This is a genomic window from Kitasatospora sp. NPDC002040 (assembly GCF_040296785.1).
Taxonomy (GTDB): Bacteria; Actinomycetota; Actinomycetes; order Streptomycetales; family Streptomycetaceae; genus Kitasatospora.
The window spans coordinates 212,821-227,262 of sequence record NZ_JBEOXV010000009.1 but is presented as its reverse complement, the minus strand read 5'-3'; the positions used below and the strand labels follow the sequence as shown (position 1 = coordinate 227,262).

13 protein-coding genes are annotated in these 14,442 nt (G+C 70.9%); 1 reads left to right on the top strand and 12 read right to left on the bottom strand.

The genetic code is table 11. The features are described 5' to 3' along the window. Positions 1 to 43: 43 nt before the first annotated feature. A complete protein-coding gene (gene rarD / locus ABT118_RS21320) occupies positions 44 to 1,012 on the bottom strand; it encodes an EamA family transporter RarD (RefSeq protein ID WP_350670987.1) in 969 nt (322 codons plus the stop codon). A gap of 107 nt (positions 1,013 to 1,119) precedes the next feature. Beyond that, a complete protein-coding gene (locus ABT118_RS21315; protein WP_350670983.1) occupies positions 1,120 to 1,968 on the bottom strand; it encodes an SDR family oxidoreductase in 849 nt (282 codons plus the stop codon). A gap of 95 nt (positions 1,969 to 2,063) precedes the next feature. Between ABT118_RS21315 and ABT118_RS21310 the strand changes: the two genes are divergently transcribed. Continuing rightward, entirely contained in the window at positions 2,064 to 2,441 is a 378-nt protein-coding gene (locus tag ABT118_RS21310; RefSeq protein WP_350670980.1) for a winged helix-turn-helix transcriptional regulator, read from the top strand. A gap of 40 nt (positions 2,442 to 2,481) precedes the next feature. Here ABT118_RS21310 and ABT118_RS21305 read toward each other — a convergent pair whose 3' ends face one another. The 10 genes from ABT118_RS21305 to nuoI all read right to left on the bottom strand — a co-directional run bounded on the left by ABT118_RS21305 (position 2,482) and on the right by nuoI (position 14,442). Then, positions 2,482 to 3,513, bottom strand: a complete 1,032-nt coding sequence (locus ABT118_RS21305) for a 2-oxoacid:ferredoxin oxidoreductase subunit beta (protein ID WP_350670974.1) — start codon at positions 3,511 to 3,513, stop codon at positions 2,482 to 2,484. Further along, the gene (locus ABT118_RS21300) at positions 3,513 to 5,459 is read right to left on the bottom strand and encodes a 2-oxoacid:acceptor oxidoreductase subunit alpha (RefSeq protein ID WP_502884623.1); all 1,947 of its coding nucleotides are present in this window, start codon (positions 5,457 to 5,459) and stop codon (positions 3,513 to 3,515) included. The genes ABT118_RS21305 and ABT118_RS21300 overlap by 1 nt, the downstream gene beginning before the upstream one ends. A gap of 176 nt (positions 5,460 to 5,635) precedes the next feature. Then, positions 5,636 to 6,298 (bottom strand): LuxR C-terminal-related transcriptional regulator, encoded by a 663-nt coding sequence (locus tag ABT118_RS21295; protein ID WP_350670964.1) that lies wholly within the window; start codon positions 6,296 to 6,298, stop codon positions 5,636 to 5,638. A 58-nt stretch (positions 6,299 to 6,356) separates the two neighbouring features. After that, positions 6,357 to 7,370 (bottom strand): polyprenyl synthetase family protein, encoded by a 1,014-nt coding sequence (locus ABT118_RS21290; RefSeq protein WP_350670961.1) that lies wholly within the window; start codon positions 7,368 to 7,370, stop codon positions 6,357 to 6,359. A gap of 163 nt (positions 7,371 to 7,533) precedes the next feature. Beyond that, a complete protein-coding gene (gene nuoN, locus ABT118_RS21285; RefSeq protein ID WP_350670956.1) occupies positions 7,534 to 9,165 on the bottom strand; it encodes an NADH-quinone oxidoreductase subunit NuoN in 1,632 nt (543 codons plus the stop codon). Further along, positions 9,162 to 10,778: an NADH-quinone oxidoreductase subunit M gene (locus tag ABT118_RS21280; protein WP_350670952.1), complete on the bottom strand. Its 1,617-nt coding sequence runs from the start codon at positions 10,776 to 10,778 to the stop codon at positions 9,162 to 9,164. The genes nuoN and ABT118_RS21280 overlap by 4 nt, the downstream gene beginning before the upstream one ends. A gap of 31 nt (positions 10,779 to 10,809) precedes the next feature. After that, positions 10,810 to 12,705 carry an NADH-quinone oxidoreductase subunit L gene (nuoL, locus tag ABT118_RS21275; RefSeq protein ID WP_350670948.1) on the bottom strand — a complete coding sequence of 632 codons (1,896 nt, stop codon included), beginning with the start codon at positions 12,703 to 12,705 and terminating at the stop codon, positions 10,810 to 10,812. Positions 12,706 to 12,719: 14 nt separating this feature from the next. Then, a complete protein-coding gene (gene nuoK, locus ABT118_RS21270) occupies positions 12,720 to 13,019 on the bottom strand; it encodes an NADH-quinone oxidoreductase subunit NuoK (RefSeq protein WP_057227572.1) in 300 nt (99 codons plus the stop codon). Beyond that, positions 13,016 to 13,864, bottom strand: coding sequence for an NADH-quinone oxidoreductase subunit J (locus ABT118_RS21265; RefSeq protein ID WP_350670942.1), 849 nt, complete (start codon positions 13,862 to 13,864; stop codon positions 13,016 to 13,018). The genes nuoK and ABT118_RS21265 overlap by 4 nt, the downstream gene beginning before the upstream one ends. Next, positions 13,861 to 14,442, bottom strand: coding sequence for an NADH-quinone oxidoreductase subunit NuoI (gene nuoI / locus ABT118_RS21260; protein ID WP_350670938.1), 582 nt, complete (start codon positions 14,440 to 14,442; stop codon positions 13,861 to 13,863). Before nuoI ends, ABT118_RS21265 begins: the two co-directional genes overlap by 4 nt.

Genomic DNA, 14,442 nt, shown 5'->3' with positions numbered 1-14,442 from the left:
CCGGAAACGAGTTCTTCACAGACCCGTCCGACCTGATGGAGCGTCAGCCGGAGACGGCCCGCGCCGGTTCGTCCACGGGGGCGGTGCGGGGCTGCGGCAGGGCCGCCCGGCTCCGCCGCAGCCGGCGCAGCGCGTCCCAGCTCAGCATCGCCAGCGCGAGCCAGACCAGGGCGAACCCGGCCCAGCGGGCGGGCGGCATCTGCTCGCCGAAGACGGTGATGCCGATCAGGAACTGGAGCACCGGCGCCAGGTACTGGAGCAGCCCGAGCGTGCTGAGCGGCACCCGCAGGGCGGCGGCGCCGAAGCAGAGCAGCGGGATCGCGGTGATCACCCCGCTGAGCATCAGCAGCCCGGAGTGGCCCCAGCCGGAGACCGCGAAGCTGCCCTCGCCCCGGACCGCGAGCCAGATCAGGAAGGCGACGGCGAACGGGAACATCACCGCGCTCTCCAGCGCGAAGCTCTCCATCCCGCCGAGCGCGACCTTCTTCTTGAGCAGACCGTAGGTGCCGAAGGAGAACGCCAGCGTGAGCGCGATCCAGGGCAGCCGCCCGTACCCGACGGTGAGGACCACCACCGCGGCCACCCCGACGCCGACCGCCGCCCACTGGGCGGTGCGCAGCCGTTCGCGCAGCAGCAGGACGCCGAAGGCGATGGTGACCAGCGGGTTGATGAAGTAGCCGAGGCTGGTCTCCACCACGTGGCCGGAGTTCACTCCCCAGATGTAGACGCCCCAGTTGACCGAGATCGTCATCGCGGCCAGCACCGAGAGCGCGAGCCGGCGGGGCTGGGCCAGCAGCGGCCTGATCCAGGCCCACTTCCGCTGGACCAGCAGCATCAGGGCGACGGCCACCAGTGACCAGGTCATCCGGTTGGCCAGGATGTCGACCGCGCCGCTCGGCTCCAGCAGCGGCCAGAACAGTGGGAACAGCCCCCAGATCCCGTACGCGGCGAAGCCGTACCCGATCCCGTTCCCGCCGCCGTTGCCGCCACCGGCCTGCTGCTGTGCTGCCATCGACCGGCCTGCCCTCCGCGCGCGCTGATTCCCGACTGAAGGTAGCGGCACGGAGGGCGGACTGTCATCTCCGTATCAAGGTTTTACTCATGACATGTCAGGACGGGTCAGACCGCGGCCGCGACCGTCTCGGCCAGCGGCGTGGTGGGGCGGCCGATCAGCCCGCTCAGCACGCCCTGGTGGCGGGCGAGCTCGCCCCGGGCGATGGCCGCGTCGACGTCGACCAGGATCGCCGCGAAGCCCTCCGGCAGGCCCGCACCGACCAGCACCGCGTGGTGCTGCTCGGCCGGCACGTCGCGGTAGACCACCGGCCGGCCGGAGCGGGCGGCCAGCTCGGCGGCGTACTCGGAGAAGCTCCAGGCCGTGTCGCCGCTGAGCTCGTAGGCCCGGTTCTCGTGGCCCTCGCCGGTCAGCACCGCGACCGCGGCGTCCGCGTAGTCGCGGCGGGAGGCGGTGGCGATCCGGGCGTCGCCGTTGCTGCCGACCACGGCGCCGTGCTCCAGCGCGACGGCGGCGTTGGCGGTGTAGTTCTCGGTGTACCAGCCGTTGCGCAGGAAGACGTAGGGCAGGCCGGCCGCGAGGATTGCCGCCTCGGTGGCCTTGTGCTCGTCGGCCAGCCGGAAGTTGGCGTCGTCGCCGCCCAGCACGCCGGTGTAGGCGAACAGCGCCACCCCGGCGGCCTTGGCGGCCTCGACCACGGCGGTGTGCTGCGGCACCCGGGCGCCGACCGCGTTGCCCGAGATCAGCAGCACCTTGTCACCGGCGCCGAAGGCGGCGGCCAGCGTCTCGGGGCGGTCGTAGTCGACCACCCGGACGTCGACGCCCTGGGCGGCCCAGTCGGCGGCCTTCTCGGCGGAACGGACGGCGACCGCGACCTCGGTGGCGGGGACCTTGGCGAGCAGGCCCTCGACCACCAGGCGGCCGAGCTGTCCGGTGGCTCCGGCGACGACGATCATGACGTTCTCCCTGCGTGGGCTCTTGTGCTGACTGGACTTACCGTATGTACTGGACTTACCAATCGGAAGTACGCACTTCAAAGTAGGGTACTGACATGAAGGTAAGTGCAGAGCTGATGCCGCCGGCCGACGTCAACGACCGGATGTGCCCGTCCCGGGGCGTGCTGGAGCACGTCACCAGCCGCTGGGGCGTGCTGGTGCTGATCGCCCTGACCGAGCGGGAGTACCGGTTCAGCGAGCTGCGCCGCCGGGTCGCGGGGGTGAGCGAGAAGATGCTCGCGCAGACCCTGCAGAACCTGGAGCGGGACGGCTTCGTGCACCGCGAGGCCCACCCGGTGATCCCGCCCCGGGTCGACTACCGCCTCACCGGGGCCGGCACCGAGGCGGCCGGGCTGGTCGCCGGGCTGGCGCACTGGGTGGAGCGGCAGACCCCCGACGTGCTGGTGGCCCGCCAGGCGTACGACGCCCGCTGACCCCGGGCGGGGTCAGCGGGCGTCGTACCGCGGGGCCGGGTCAGACCACCGTCCAGGTGTCGCTGCCGTTCAGCAGCGCCCCCAGGTCGCCCGCGCCGCGCTGGGCCACGGCCTGGTCGAGCTGATCGCCCATCAGGTCGTCGTAGACCGGCCGCCCGACCGCGCGGAGCACGCCGATCGGGGTGTGGTGCAGGGTGTCCGCGTCGGCGATCCGGGAGAGCGCGAAGGCGAGCGCCGGGTTGGGGTGGTGGGCGTTGTGCACCAGCACCTGCGCCTGGTTCTGCTCGGTCAGCGGGGCGACGTACAGCTCCCCGAGCGCGTCCCGGAAGACGCCCCGGCCGGCGAAGGTGACGGGCTGTCCGTGTTCCAGCCGGATCAGCGCCTCGTCCCGGGTGCCCGGGTCCTTGAGCACCTCGAAGGCGCCGTCGTTGAAGATGTTGCAGTTCTGGTAGATCTCCACCAGCGCGGTGCCCTGGTGCTCGGCCGCGGCCCGGAGCACCGAGGTCAGGTGCTGCCGGTCCGAGTCGATGGTGCGGGCGACGAAGGTGGCCTCGGCGCCGATCGCCAGCGAGAGCGGGTTGAACGGGTGGTCCAGCGAGCCCATCGGCGTGGACTTGGTGATCTTCCCGACCTCGCTGGTGGGCGAGTACTGACCCTTGGTCAGACCGTAGATCCGGTTGTTGAACAGCAGGATCTTCAGGTTGACGTTCCGCCGCAGCGCGTGGATCAGGTGGTTGCCGCCGATCGACAGCGCGTCCCCGTCACCGGTCACCACCCAGACCGACAGGTCCCGCCGGGAGGCCGCCAGGCCGGTGGCGATCGCCGGGGCGCGGCCGTGGATCGAGTGCATCCCGTAGGTGTTCATGTAGTACGGGAACCGGGAGGAGCAGCCGATCCCGGAGACGAAGACGGTGTTCTCCCGGCGGATGCCCAGCTCGGGCATGAAGGACTGGACCGCGGCCAGGATCGCGTAGTCCCCGCAGCCGGGGCACCAGCGCACCTCCTGGTCGGTCTTGAACTCCTTGGCGGTCTGCAGTGCCTCCGCCTTGGGGACCAGCCGAAGACTCTCCATCAGTTCTCCTCCAGGGTGCCGATGGCGGCGGACAGGACGTCGGCCAACTGGGCCGCCTTGAACGGGAGTCCGCGCACCTGGTTGTAGGACTCGGCGTCCACCAGGTACTTGGCCCGCAGCAGCAGCGCCAGCTGCCCGAGGTTCATCTCCGGGACGATCACCTTGTCGTAGCTCTTGAGGATCGACCCCAGGTTCGCCGGGAACGGGTTGAGGTGGCGCAGGTGCACCTGGGCGACCTGGCCGCCGTCGGCCCTGACCCGCCGGACCGCCGCGGTGATCGGGCCGTAGGTGGAGCCCCAGCCGAGCACCAGCACCCGGGCGCCGTCCGACGGGTCGTCGACCTCCAGGTCGGGCACGTCGATGCCGTCGATCTTGGCCTGCCTGGTCCGGACCATGAAGTCGTGGTTGGCCGGGTCGTAGGAGATGTTCCCGGTTCCGTCCTGCTTCTCGATCCCGCCGATCCGGTGCTCCAGGCCCGCCGTACCGGGCACCGCCCACGGGCGGGCCAGCGTGGCCGGGTCGCGCTGGTACGGCCAGAACTCGCCGTCGTGGTTCGGCCCGGTGGCGAAGTCCGGCTCGATCACCGGGAGTTCGTCCACCGCCGGGATCCGCCACGGCTCCGAGCCGTTGGCCAGGTAGCCGTCCGAGAGCAGGAAGACCGGGGTCCGGTAGGTGACCGCGATCCGGGCCGCCTCCAGGGCGGCGGCGAAGCAGTCGGCCGGGGTGGCCGGGGCCACGATCGGCACCGGCGCCTCGCCGTTGCGGCCGAACATCGCCTGCAGCAGGTCGGCCTGCTCGGTCTTGGTCGGCAGCCCGGTGGAGGGGCCGCCGCGCTGGATGTCGACCACCAGCAGCGGGAGTTCGAGCGAGACCGCCAGGCCGATGGTCTCCGACTTCAGTGCCACCCCGGGGCCCGAGGTGGTGGTGACGCCGAGCGCCCCGCCGAAGGCGGCGCCGAGCGCGGCGCCGATGCCGGCGATCTCGTCCTCCGCCTGGAAGGTCCGGACGCCGAAGTTCTTGTGCCGGGACAGCTCGTGCAGGATGTCCGAGGCCGGGGTGATCGGGTACGAGCCGAGGAAGACCGGCAGGCCGGAGCGCTGCCCGGCCGCGATCAGGCCGTAGGACAGCGCGAGGTTGCCGGAGATGTTGCGGTAGGTGCCCTCCGGCAGCCGGGCCGGGGCCACCTCGTAGGAGACCGCGAAGTCCTCGGTGGTCTCACCGAAGTTCCAACCCGCCCGGAACGCGGCGATGTTGGCCTCGGCGATCTCGGGCCGCTTGGCGAACTTGGTGCGCAGGAACGCCTCCGTCCCGTGCGTGGGCCGGTGGTACATCCAGGACAGCAGCCCGAGCGCGAACATGTTCTTCGCCCGCTCGGCGTCCTTGCGGGCCAGCCCCGAGTCCTTGAGCGCCTCCAGCGTGAGCGCCGTCAGCGGCACCCGGTGCACGTGGTACGCCTCCAGCGAGCCGTCGCCCAGCGGGTCGGCCGCGTAACCGACCTTCGCCAGCGCCCGCTTGGTGAACTCGTCGGTGTTGGCGATGATCTCGGCGCCGCGCGGCAGGTCGCCCAGGTTGGCCTTGAGCGCGGCCGGGTTCATCGCGACCAGCACGTTCGGCGCGTCGCCGGGGGTCAGGATGTCGTGGTCCGCGAAGTGCAGCTGGAACGACGACACGCCCGGCAGCGTGCCGGCGGGGGCCCGGATCTCGGCCGGGAAGTTCGGCAGCGTGGAGAGGTCGTTGCCGAACGAGGCCGTCTCCGAGGTGAAGCGGTCGCCGGTGAGCTGCATGCCGTCGCCCGAGTCGCCGGCGAACCGGATGATCACCCGGTCCAGCCGCCGGATCGGCTTCGCGACCCGCTGTCGGCCGCCGGGCGGCGGCACCGGCCCCGAGCGGTCCTCGCCGTCGTCCGAGCCGTCCACTGCCTCTGCCTGATCCACCTGACTGGTCACTGCCGCGGACCTCCTCGTGGGCGCCAGCCGCGGGCGTGAGCCGTGTGCCCCGTCCGCCTGGTGCACTGCTTCGCATCCTAGGCGGCCGGACCCCGGACGTACCGGAACTTCAGGCCAAACGGCGGGGCCGCCACCCGTTCACAACGTTGACGCGGGTGGAGTCCATACCCTGCCGGTCAGGACTGGAGGTAGGTCAGGACGGCCAGCACCCGGCGGTGGTCCTCCGGGCTCTGGCCCAGGCCCAGCTTGAGGAAGATGTTGCTGACGTGCTTCTCCACCGCACCGTCGGAGATCACCAGCTGCCGGGCCACCGCGGCGTTGGTCCGCCCCTCGGCCATCAGCCCGAGCACCTCGCGCTCGCGCGGGGTCAGTTTGGCCAGCACGTCGCCCTTGCGGCTGCGGCTGAGCAGCTGCTGCACCACCTCCGGGTCCAGCGCGGTGCCGCCGTCGGCGACCCGGACCACGGCGTCGACGAACTCCCTGACCTCGGCGACCCGGTCCTTGAGCAGGTAGCCGACCCCCCGGGTGGAGCCGGCCAGCAGCTCGCCCGCGTACTTCTCCTCGACGTACTGGGACAGCACCAGCACCCCCAGCGCCGGGAACAGCCCGCGCAGCGTGACGCAGGCCCGGACGCCCTCGTCGGTGTGGGTGGGCGGCATCCGGACGTCGGCCACCACCACGTCGGGCAGCTCGCCGATGGCGGCCAGCTCCTGCACGGTGCGCACCAGCGACTCGCCGTCGGCGACGCCGGCGACCACCTCCAGGCCCCGGTCGGTGAGCAGCCTGGTCAGGCCCTCGCGCAGCAGCACGGAGTCCTCGGCGATGACGACACGGAGCATGACGGCCTTTCGGAGCGAGCGAGTGGACGGCGCCCAGTCTCCCTCATCCGACGGTCCGTCACATCGTGCGGATGGCCACCGCGTCGCACAGGCCCTGCAGGGCCGCCTTGGCCGGGCACTCCGGCAGCGGGGCGAGCAGCGCGCGCGCCTCCTCGGCGTAGCGCAGGGTGTCCCGGCGCGCCCGCTCCAGCGCGGGGTGACGGCGCAGCAGCTTGAGCGCCTCGGCGTGCAGCTCGTCGTCGGCCGCCAGGTCGAGGGTCAGCAGCTCGCGCAGCCGGACGTCCTCGGGGTCGGCCGGGTCCACCGGCATCTGCTGGAGCAGCAGGATCGGCAGCGTGGGCACGCCCTCGCGCAGGTCGGTGCCGGGGGTCTTGCCGGACTCGTGGCCGTCGCTGGCGATGTCGAGCACGTCGTCGGCGAGCTGGAACGCGGTGCCCATCCGCTCGCCGTACAGGCGGAGGATCTCGACCGTCTCCGGGGCGGCCCCGGCCATCAGCGCGCCGAGGTGGCAGGAGACGGCGACCAGCGAACCGGTCTTGCCTGCGATCACGGCCAGGTAGTGCTGGAGCGGGTCGTCCTCGGCGGTCGGTCCCGCGGTCTCCAGGATCTGACCGGTCACCAGCCGCTCGAAGGCGTCGGCCTGGATCCGGACCGCCTCCGGGCCGAGGTCGGCCAGCACCTGGGAGGCGCGCGAGAACAGGAAGTCGCCGGTCAGGATCGCGACCGAGTTGTCCCAGCGGGAGTTGGCGCTCTGCGCACCGCGCCGGACCGGGGCCTCGTCCATCACGTCGTCGTGGTACAGCGTGGCCAGGTGGGTCAGCTCGACCACCACGGCGGACGGCACCACACCGGGGGCGTACGGGTCGCCGAACTGCGCCGCCAGCATCACCAGCAGCGGGCGGAACCGCTTGCCGCCGGCCTCGATCAGGTGGCTGGCGGTGACGGTGATGAACGGGACGTCGCTCTTGACCGTCTCGGCCAGGGAAGCCTCCACGGCATCCATGCCGGCCTGGACGTCGCTGGTCAGATCGCGGTCCTGCACGCTCAGCCCGAAGGGCCCCACGACGGTCACGCAGACCACTCCTGTCCCTGGTCGAATCGCGGCCCGGTCCCTGAGTGCCGCCGCTGGCCTACTACTAGGAGGGTATCCGGTCGCGAGTGGATCACTGCACGGGCGTGCTCGTGTATACGAAACGGGGCCCGCAGCCTGCGGCTACGGGCCCCGTCGACACGACTCAACGCGTGAAGACCGAAGCCGAGGAGGCCAGGTCGAGGAAGTACTGCGGCGCCAGACCGAGCACCAGCGTGACCACCACGCCGAGCGCGATCGCGGTGCTGGTGAGCACGCTGGGCACGGCCACGGCGGGCCCGCCCGGGCGCGGGTCGGAGAAGAACATCAGCACGATGACGCGGATGTAGAAGAAGGCCGCGACGGCCGAGCTGAGCACACCGACGATCACCAGCGGGGTGGCGCCGCCGGCCGCCGCCGCCTGGAACACCGCGAACTTGCCGGTGAAGCCCGAGGTCAGCGGGATGCCGGCGAAGGCCAGCAGGAAGAGCGCGAAGACCGCCGCCAGCAGCGGCGAGCGCCGGCCCAGACCGGCCCAGCTGGAGAGGTGGGTGGCCTCCCCCTTGGAGTCCCGCACCAGCGTCACCACCGCGAACGCGCCGAGGGTGACGAAGGAGTACGCGGCCAGGTAGAACAGCACCGCCCCGATGCCCTGCTTGTTGGAGGCGATCACCCCGGTGAGGATGAACCCGGCGTGCGCGACCGAGGAGTACGCCAGCAGGCGCTTGACGTCCTGCTGGGTCACCGCCAGCACCGCGCCGACCGCCATGGTCAGGATCGCCACGCCCCACATGACCGGCCGCCAGTCCCAGCGCAGGCCCGGGAAGGCCACGTAGAACAGCCGGAGGAAGGCGCCGAACGCGGCCGCCTTGGTGGCCGCCGCCATGAAGCCGGTGACCGGGGTCGGCGCGCCCTGGTAGACGTCCGGGGTCCAGGAGTGGAACGGGACGGCACCGATCTTGAAGAGCAGGCCGACCGAGATCATCGCCAGGCCGATCAGCAGCAGCGCGTCGTTCTGGGTGGAGCCGGCCAGCGCCGGGGTCACCTGGGCGACACCCGACACCACGTCGGCGATCTCGCCGAGCCGGACGGTGCCCGCGTAGCCGTACAGCAGCGCGGTCCCGAACAGGAAGAAGGCCGAGGCGAAGGCGCCGAGCAGGAAGTACTTGACCGCCGCCTCCTGCGAGAGCAGCCGGCGGCGCCGGGCCAGTGCGCAGAGCAGGTAGAGCGGGAGGGAGAAGACCTCCAGCGCGATGAACATGGTCAGCAGGTCGTTGGCGGCCGGGAAGAGCAGCATGCCGCCGACCGCGAACAGGGTGAGCGGGAAGACCTCGGTGGAGGCGAACCCGGCCGTGGCGGCCTGCCGCTCCTGCTCGCTGCCGGGGACGGCCGCGCCCTGCGGGGCGAAGGCGTCCACCGCGTTGCCGTTCAGGCGCGGCTCCAGCCGGCGCTCGGCGTAGGTGAGCACGGCCACCACGGCGGTGAGCAGGATGACGCCCTGGATGAACAGCGCGGGGCCGTCGATGGCGACCGCGCCCATCGCCAGCAGCCCGGCCCCGGTGGTGCCGTGGCCCTGGGCGGCGAGCACCACCACGGCGCCGAAGGCGGCCGCCAGCCCGAGCAGGGCCAGCGTCACCTGGGTGCCGTACCGGGCCCGGCGGGGCAGGAACGCCTCGGCCAGGATGCCCAGCAGGGCGGCGCCGAAGACGATCAGCATCGGCGAGAGCTGGCCGTACTCGATGTGCGGCGCCGGGATGCTGGGGCTGTTGCCGCCCGCGGCGGCGAGCCAACCGCTCACTTGTGCTCACCTCCGGTGGTGGCGGCGACCGGGTGGGCCGGTGCCGGGTCGGACTGCTGGACCTGGGTCTGGGTGGCGTCCACGGTCGGGTTGACCAGGTCGGTGAGCGGCTTGGGATAGACGCCCAGCAGGATGGTCAGCGCCACCAGCGGGGCCACCACGGCGAGTTCACGGACCTTCAGGTCCTTCATGCCCGCCACGCCCTCCTTGACCGGACCGGTCATGGTGCGCTGGTAGAGCAGCAGCGCGTACAGCGCCGCCAGCACGATGCCCAGGGTGGCGACGATCCCGATCACCGGGTACTTGGCGAAGGTGCCGACCAGGACCAGGAACTCGCTCACGAACGGGGCCAGCCCGGGCAGCGAGAGGGTGGCCAGGCCGCCGATCAGGAAGGTGCCCGCGAGCACCGGGGCGACCTTCTGCACCCCGCCGAAGTCGCTGATCAGGCGCGAGCCCCGACGGGAGATCAGGAAGCCCGCGACCAGCATCCAGGCGGCGGTGGAGATGCCGTGGTTCACCATGTAGAGGGTGGCACCGCTCTGCGCCTGGGTGGTGAAGGCGAAGATCCCCATGATGATGAAGCCGAAGTGCGAGATCGAGGCGTACGCGACCAGGCGCTTGATGTCCTTCTGACCGACCGCCAGCAGCGCGCCGTAGACGATCCCGATCAGGGCCAGCACCAGGATCACCGGCCCGAAGGTGGTGGACGCGTCCGGGAACAGGCCGAGGCAGAACCGCAGCATCGCGAAGGTGCCGACCTTGTCCACGACCGCCGTGATCAGCACGGCCGTCCCGGCGGTGGCCTCGCCCATCGCGTTCGGCAGCCAGGTGTGCAGCGGCCAGAGCGGGGCCTTGACCGCGAAGGCGAAGAAGAAGCCCAGGAAGAGCGCCTTCTCGGCGGTCGGGTCGATCACCAGCTTGCCGTCGGCGATCGCCCGGGTGAGCGTCGGCAGGTCGAAGGTGGCGAACCCCTGCCCGGAGGCGATCACGTACAGCCCGATCACCGCGGCCAGCATGACCAGGCCGCCGAGCAGGTTGTAGAGCAGGAACTTGACGGCGGCGTACGAGCGCTGGGCACTCGCGTCCGGACCGCCGGCCCGGTCGCCGAAGCCGCCGATCAGGAAGTACATCGGGATCAGCATGGCTTCGAAGAAGACGTAGAACACGAACACGTCGGTGGCCAGGAAGGAGACCACCACCATCGCCTCGACCGCGAGCACCAGGGCGAAGAAGCCCTGGGTCCGGCGCAGGTTCTCGAACGTGCCGTCCGGGTTCTGGATCGGCTCCGCGTCGTGCCAGGAGGCCAGCAGCACGATCGGCACCAGCGCGGCGGTGAGCAGCACCAGCACGGCGCCGATCCCGTCCACCCCGAGCGAGAAGCTGATCCCGAAGGACCTGATCCAGCTGTACGACTCGGTCAACTGGTAGCGGGCGCCACCGGGTTCGTACCGGACCACGACCAGCACGGCCAGCACCAGGGCGGCCGTGGAGACGGCCATCGCGGTGAGCTTCGCCGTCCGGCGGCGGGCCTCGGTGGTACCGCCCGGCAGCGCCGCGGTGAGCACCGCCCCGGCCGCCGGGACGGCACAGGTGGCGGTCAGCAGGTAGCTCATCGCCGTACCTCCCATGCAAGTTGACTGGTCATCAGACGGACCTCATCAGGAGAGTGGTGGCGACCAGCACCAGGGTGCCGCCGAACATCGAGAGCGCGTACGTCCGGACGTATCCGGTCTGGACCCGGCGCAGCCGGCCCGAGAGGCCCCCGATCGCGGCGGCGAGGCCGTTCACGAAGCCGTCCACCACCTTGCTGTCGGCGTAGACCAGCGAGGCGGTCAGGGCGGAGCCGGGGCGGACCAGCACGGCGTGGTTGAAGTCGTCCTGGAGCAGGTCGCGGCGGGCCGCCCGGGTGAGCAGCGAGCCCACCGGCGGGGTGACCGGCACCTGGGAGCGGCCGTACATCAGCCAGGACAGCAGCACACCGGCGGCCACGCAGACCGAGGTGAGCACGGTGACCGTGGTGGCGTTCAGCGGCGAGTCGCCGTGGGCCAGCCCGGTGACCGGCTCCAGCCAGCCGACGAAGGACTCGTTGAAGGCGAAGAGTCCACCGGCGAAGACCGAGCCGAAGGCGAGCACGACCATCGGCAGCGTCATGCTGGCCGGCGACTCGTGCGGGTGCGGCTCGTGGCCCTCGGCATCGGGCTGCCAGCGCTTCTCGCCGAAGAAGGTCAGGATCATCACCCGGGTCATGTAGAACGCGGTGACGGCCGCGCCGACCAGGGTGCAGACGCCGAGGATCCAGCCCTCGGTACCGCCCTTGGCGAACGCCGCCTCGATGATCTGGTCCTTGGAGAAGAAGCCGGACAGGCCGGGGAAGCCGATGATCGCCAGGTAGCCGAGGCCGAAGGTGACGAAGGTGACCGGCATGTACTTCCGCAGGCCGCCGTAGTGGCGCATGTTCACCTCGTCGTTCATGCCGTGCATGACCGACCCGGCACCGAGGAACAGCCCGGCCTTGAAGAAGCCGTGCGTCACCAGGTGCATGATGGCGAAGGCGTAGCCGATCGGACCGAGGCCCGCGGCCAGCACCATGTAGCCGATCTGCGACATGGTCGAGCCGGCCAGCGCCTTCTTGATGTCGTCCTTGGCGCAACCGACGATCGCACCGAACAGCAGCGTCACCGCACCGACCACCACGACCACGGTCTGGGCGTCGGGGGCCAGGTTGAAGATCACGCTGGACCGGGTGATCAGGTACACCCCGGCGGTCACCATGGTGGCCGCGTGGATCAGGGCCGAGACCGGGGTCGGGCCCTCCATCGCGTCACCGAGCCAGGACTGCAGCGGCACCTGGGCGGACTTGCCGCAGGCGGCCAGCAGCAGCATCAGCGCGATCGCGGTGAGCTTGCCCTCGCTCGCCTGGCCGGCGGTGCCGAAGACGCCGCCGAAGCTCAGGTCGCCGAACTCGGTGAACATCAGCATGATGCCGATCGACAGCCCGAGGTCGCCGACCCGGTTCACCAGGAAGGCCTTCTTGGCGGCCACCGCGGCGCTCGGCTTGTGCTGCCAGAAGCCGATCAGCAGGTACGAGGCCAGCCCCACGCCCTCCCAACCCGCGTACAGCAGCAGGTAGTTGTCCGCCAGCACCAGCAGCAGCATGGCGGCCAGGAAGAGGTTCAGGTACGCGAAGAAGCGACGGCGGCGCGGGTCGTGCGCCATGTAGCCCATCGAGTAGATGTGGATCAGCGTGCCGACACCCGTGATCAACAGCACGAAGGTGACCGACAGCTGGTCCAGCTGGAAGGCGATGTCGGCCTTGAAGCCGCCGACCTCGATCCAGGTGAAGAGGCGCTGGGAGACCGAGCGGTGCTCGGCGTCCCGGCCCAGCATGTCCGAGAACAGTGCCAGGCCGAGCCCGAACGAGGTGGCGGCCAGCGCGGTGCCGAGCCAGTGCCCGTAGCGGTCGAACAGCCGACCGCCGAGCAGCAGCAGGGCAGCACCGAGCAACGGGGCCGCCACGAGCAGCGGAATGAGTGAGTTCACCGTGGGCCCTCCGCCTACAGCTTCATCAGGTTGCTGTCATCGACCGAAGCCGAGTGCCTGGACCGGAAGATGGACACGATGATGGCGAGGCCGACCACGACCTCGGCCGCGGCGACCACCATGGTGAAGAACGCGATGATCTGCCCGTCCAGGTTGCCGTGCAGCCGGGAGAAGGTGACCAGGGCCAGGTTGGAGGCGTTGAGCATCAGCTCGACGCACATGAAGAGCACGATCGCGTTCCGCCGGATCAGCACGCCGGAGGCACCGATGGTGAACAACAGGGCCGACAGGTAGAGGTAGTTGACGGGGTTCACGCCTCGTCCTCCGACTTCTGCGGGACCGTCTCCAGCGCCTTGCGCGGACCGGTCACCGGCGGCCGGGCCGACTGCGGGCGGTCCAGCCAGTCGGCGGTGCTCGCCTCCAGCTCGGCCATCCGGTCCAGCATGTCGCGGCTGACGTCGCGGATCTGGCCGCGCTCGCGCAGCGTGTTCATCACCGAGTCCTCGCTGATGGTGCCGTCCGGCAGCAGGGCCGGGATGTCCACCGCGTTGTGCCGGGCGTAGACGCCGGGGGCGGGCAGCGGCGGCAGCTGGATGTTGTCCTTGACCCGCTGGGCCGCCAACTGCCGCTGGGTGAGCGGCGCCCGGACGTGCTCGCGGTGGGTCAGCACCATCGCGCCGACCGCCGCGGTGATCAGCAGCGCGCCGGTCAGCTCGAAGGCCCAGACGTAGTCGGTGAACAGCAGCCGGGCCAGGCCCTGCACGTTGCCCTCGGCGTTCGCCTCGGTCAGGCCGGCGAAGGTGGACAGCTTGGCGTTGGCGATACCGGCGATCAGCAGGACGCCGAAGCCGAGACCGCAGACCACCGCGGCCACCCGCTGGCCCTTGAGCTGCTCCTTGAGCGAGTCGGCCGAGGTGACGCCGACCAGCATCACCACGAACAGGAACAGCATCATGATCGCGCCGGTGTAGACCACGACCTGCACCACGCCCAGGAAGACCGCGCCCTGGGCCAGGTAGCAGACCGCCAGCGCCATCATGGTGGTGGCCAGGCAGAGCGCGCTGTGCACCGCCTTCTTCATCAGCAGCGTGCCGAGCGCGCCGCCGACCGCGAGCACGGCGAGGATCCAGAACTGGACCGCCTCTCCGGTGGAGGTCATCCCTGCACCTCCCGCTCCCGGTCGGTCTTCTGCTGCTGGACCGTGCCCGGCGCCGCCTGGGTGATCTCGCCCAGGTAGTAGGCGCTCTCGCCGGCCCCGGGGTAGTAGGCGTGCGGGGCCTCCACCATGCCCTCGGTGAGCCCCACCAGCAGCTGCTCCTTGGTGAAGATCAGGTCGGCCCGGGAGGAGTCGGCCAGCTCGTACTCGTTGGTCATGGTGAGCGCCCGGGTCGGACAGGCCTCGATGCACAGCCCGCACAGGATGCAGCGGGCGTAGTTGATCTGGTACACCGCGCCGTACCGCTCACCGGGCGAGTAGCGCTCCTCGTCGGTGTTGTCCGCGCCCTCGACGTAGATCGCGTCGGCCGGGCAGGCCCAGGCGCAGAGCTCGCAGCCGACGCACTTCTCCAGGCCGTCCGGGTGCCGGTTCAGCTGGTGGCGACCGTGGAAGCGAGGAGCCGTGGGCTTCTTCTCCTCCGGGTACTGCTCGGTCAGCCGCGGCTTGAACATGGCCTTGAAGGTCACGCCGAAGCCTGCGGCCGGGCCGAGGATCGACGACTTGTCGGTCTCGTCAGGCAT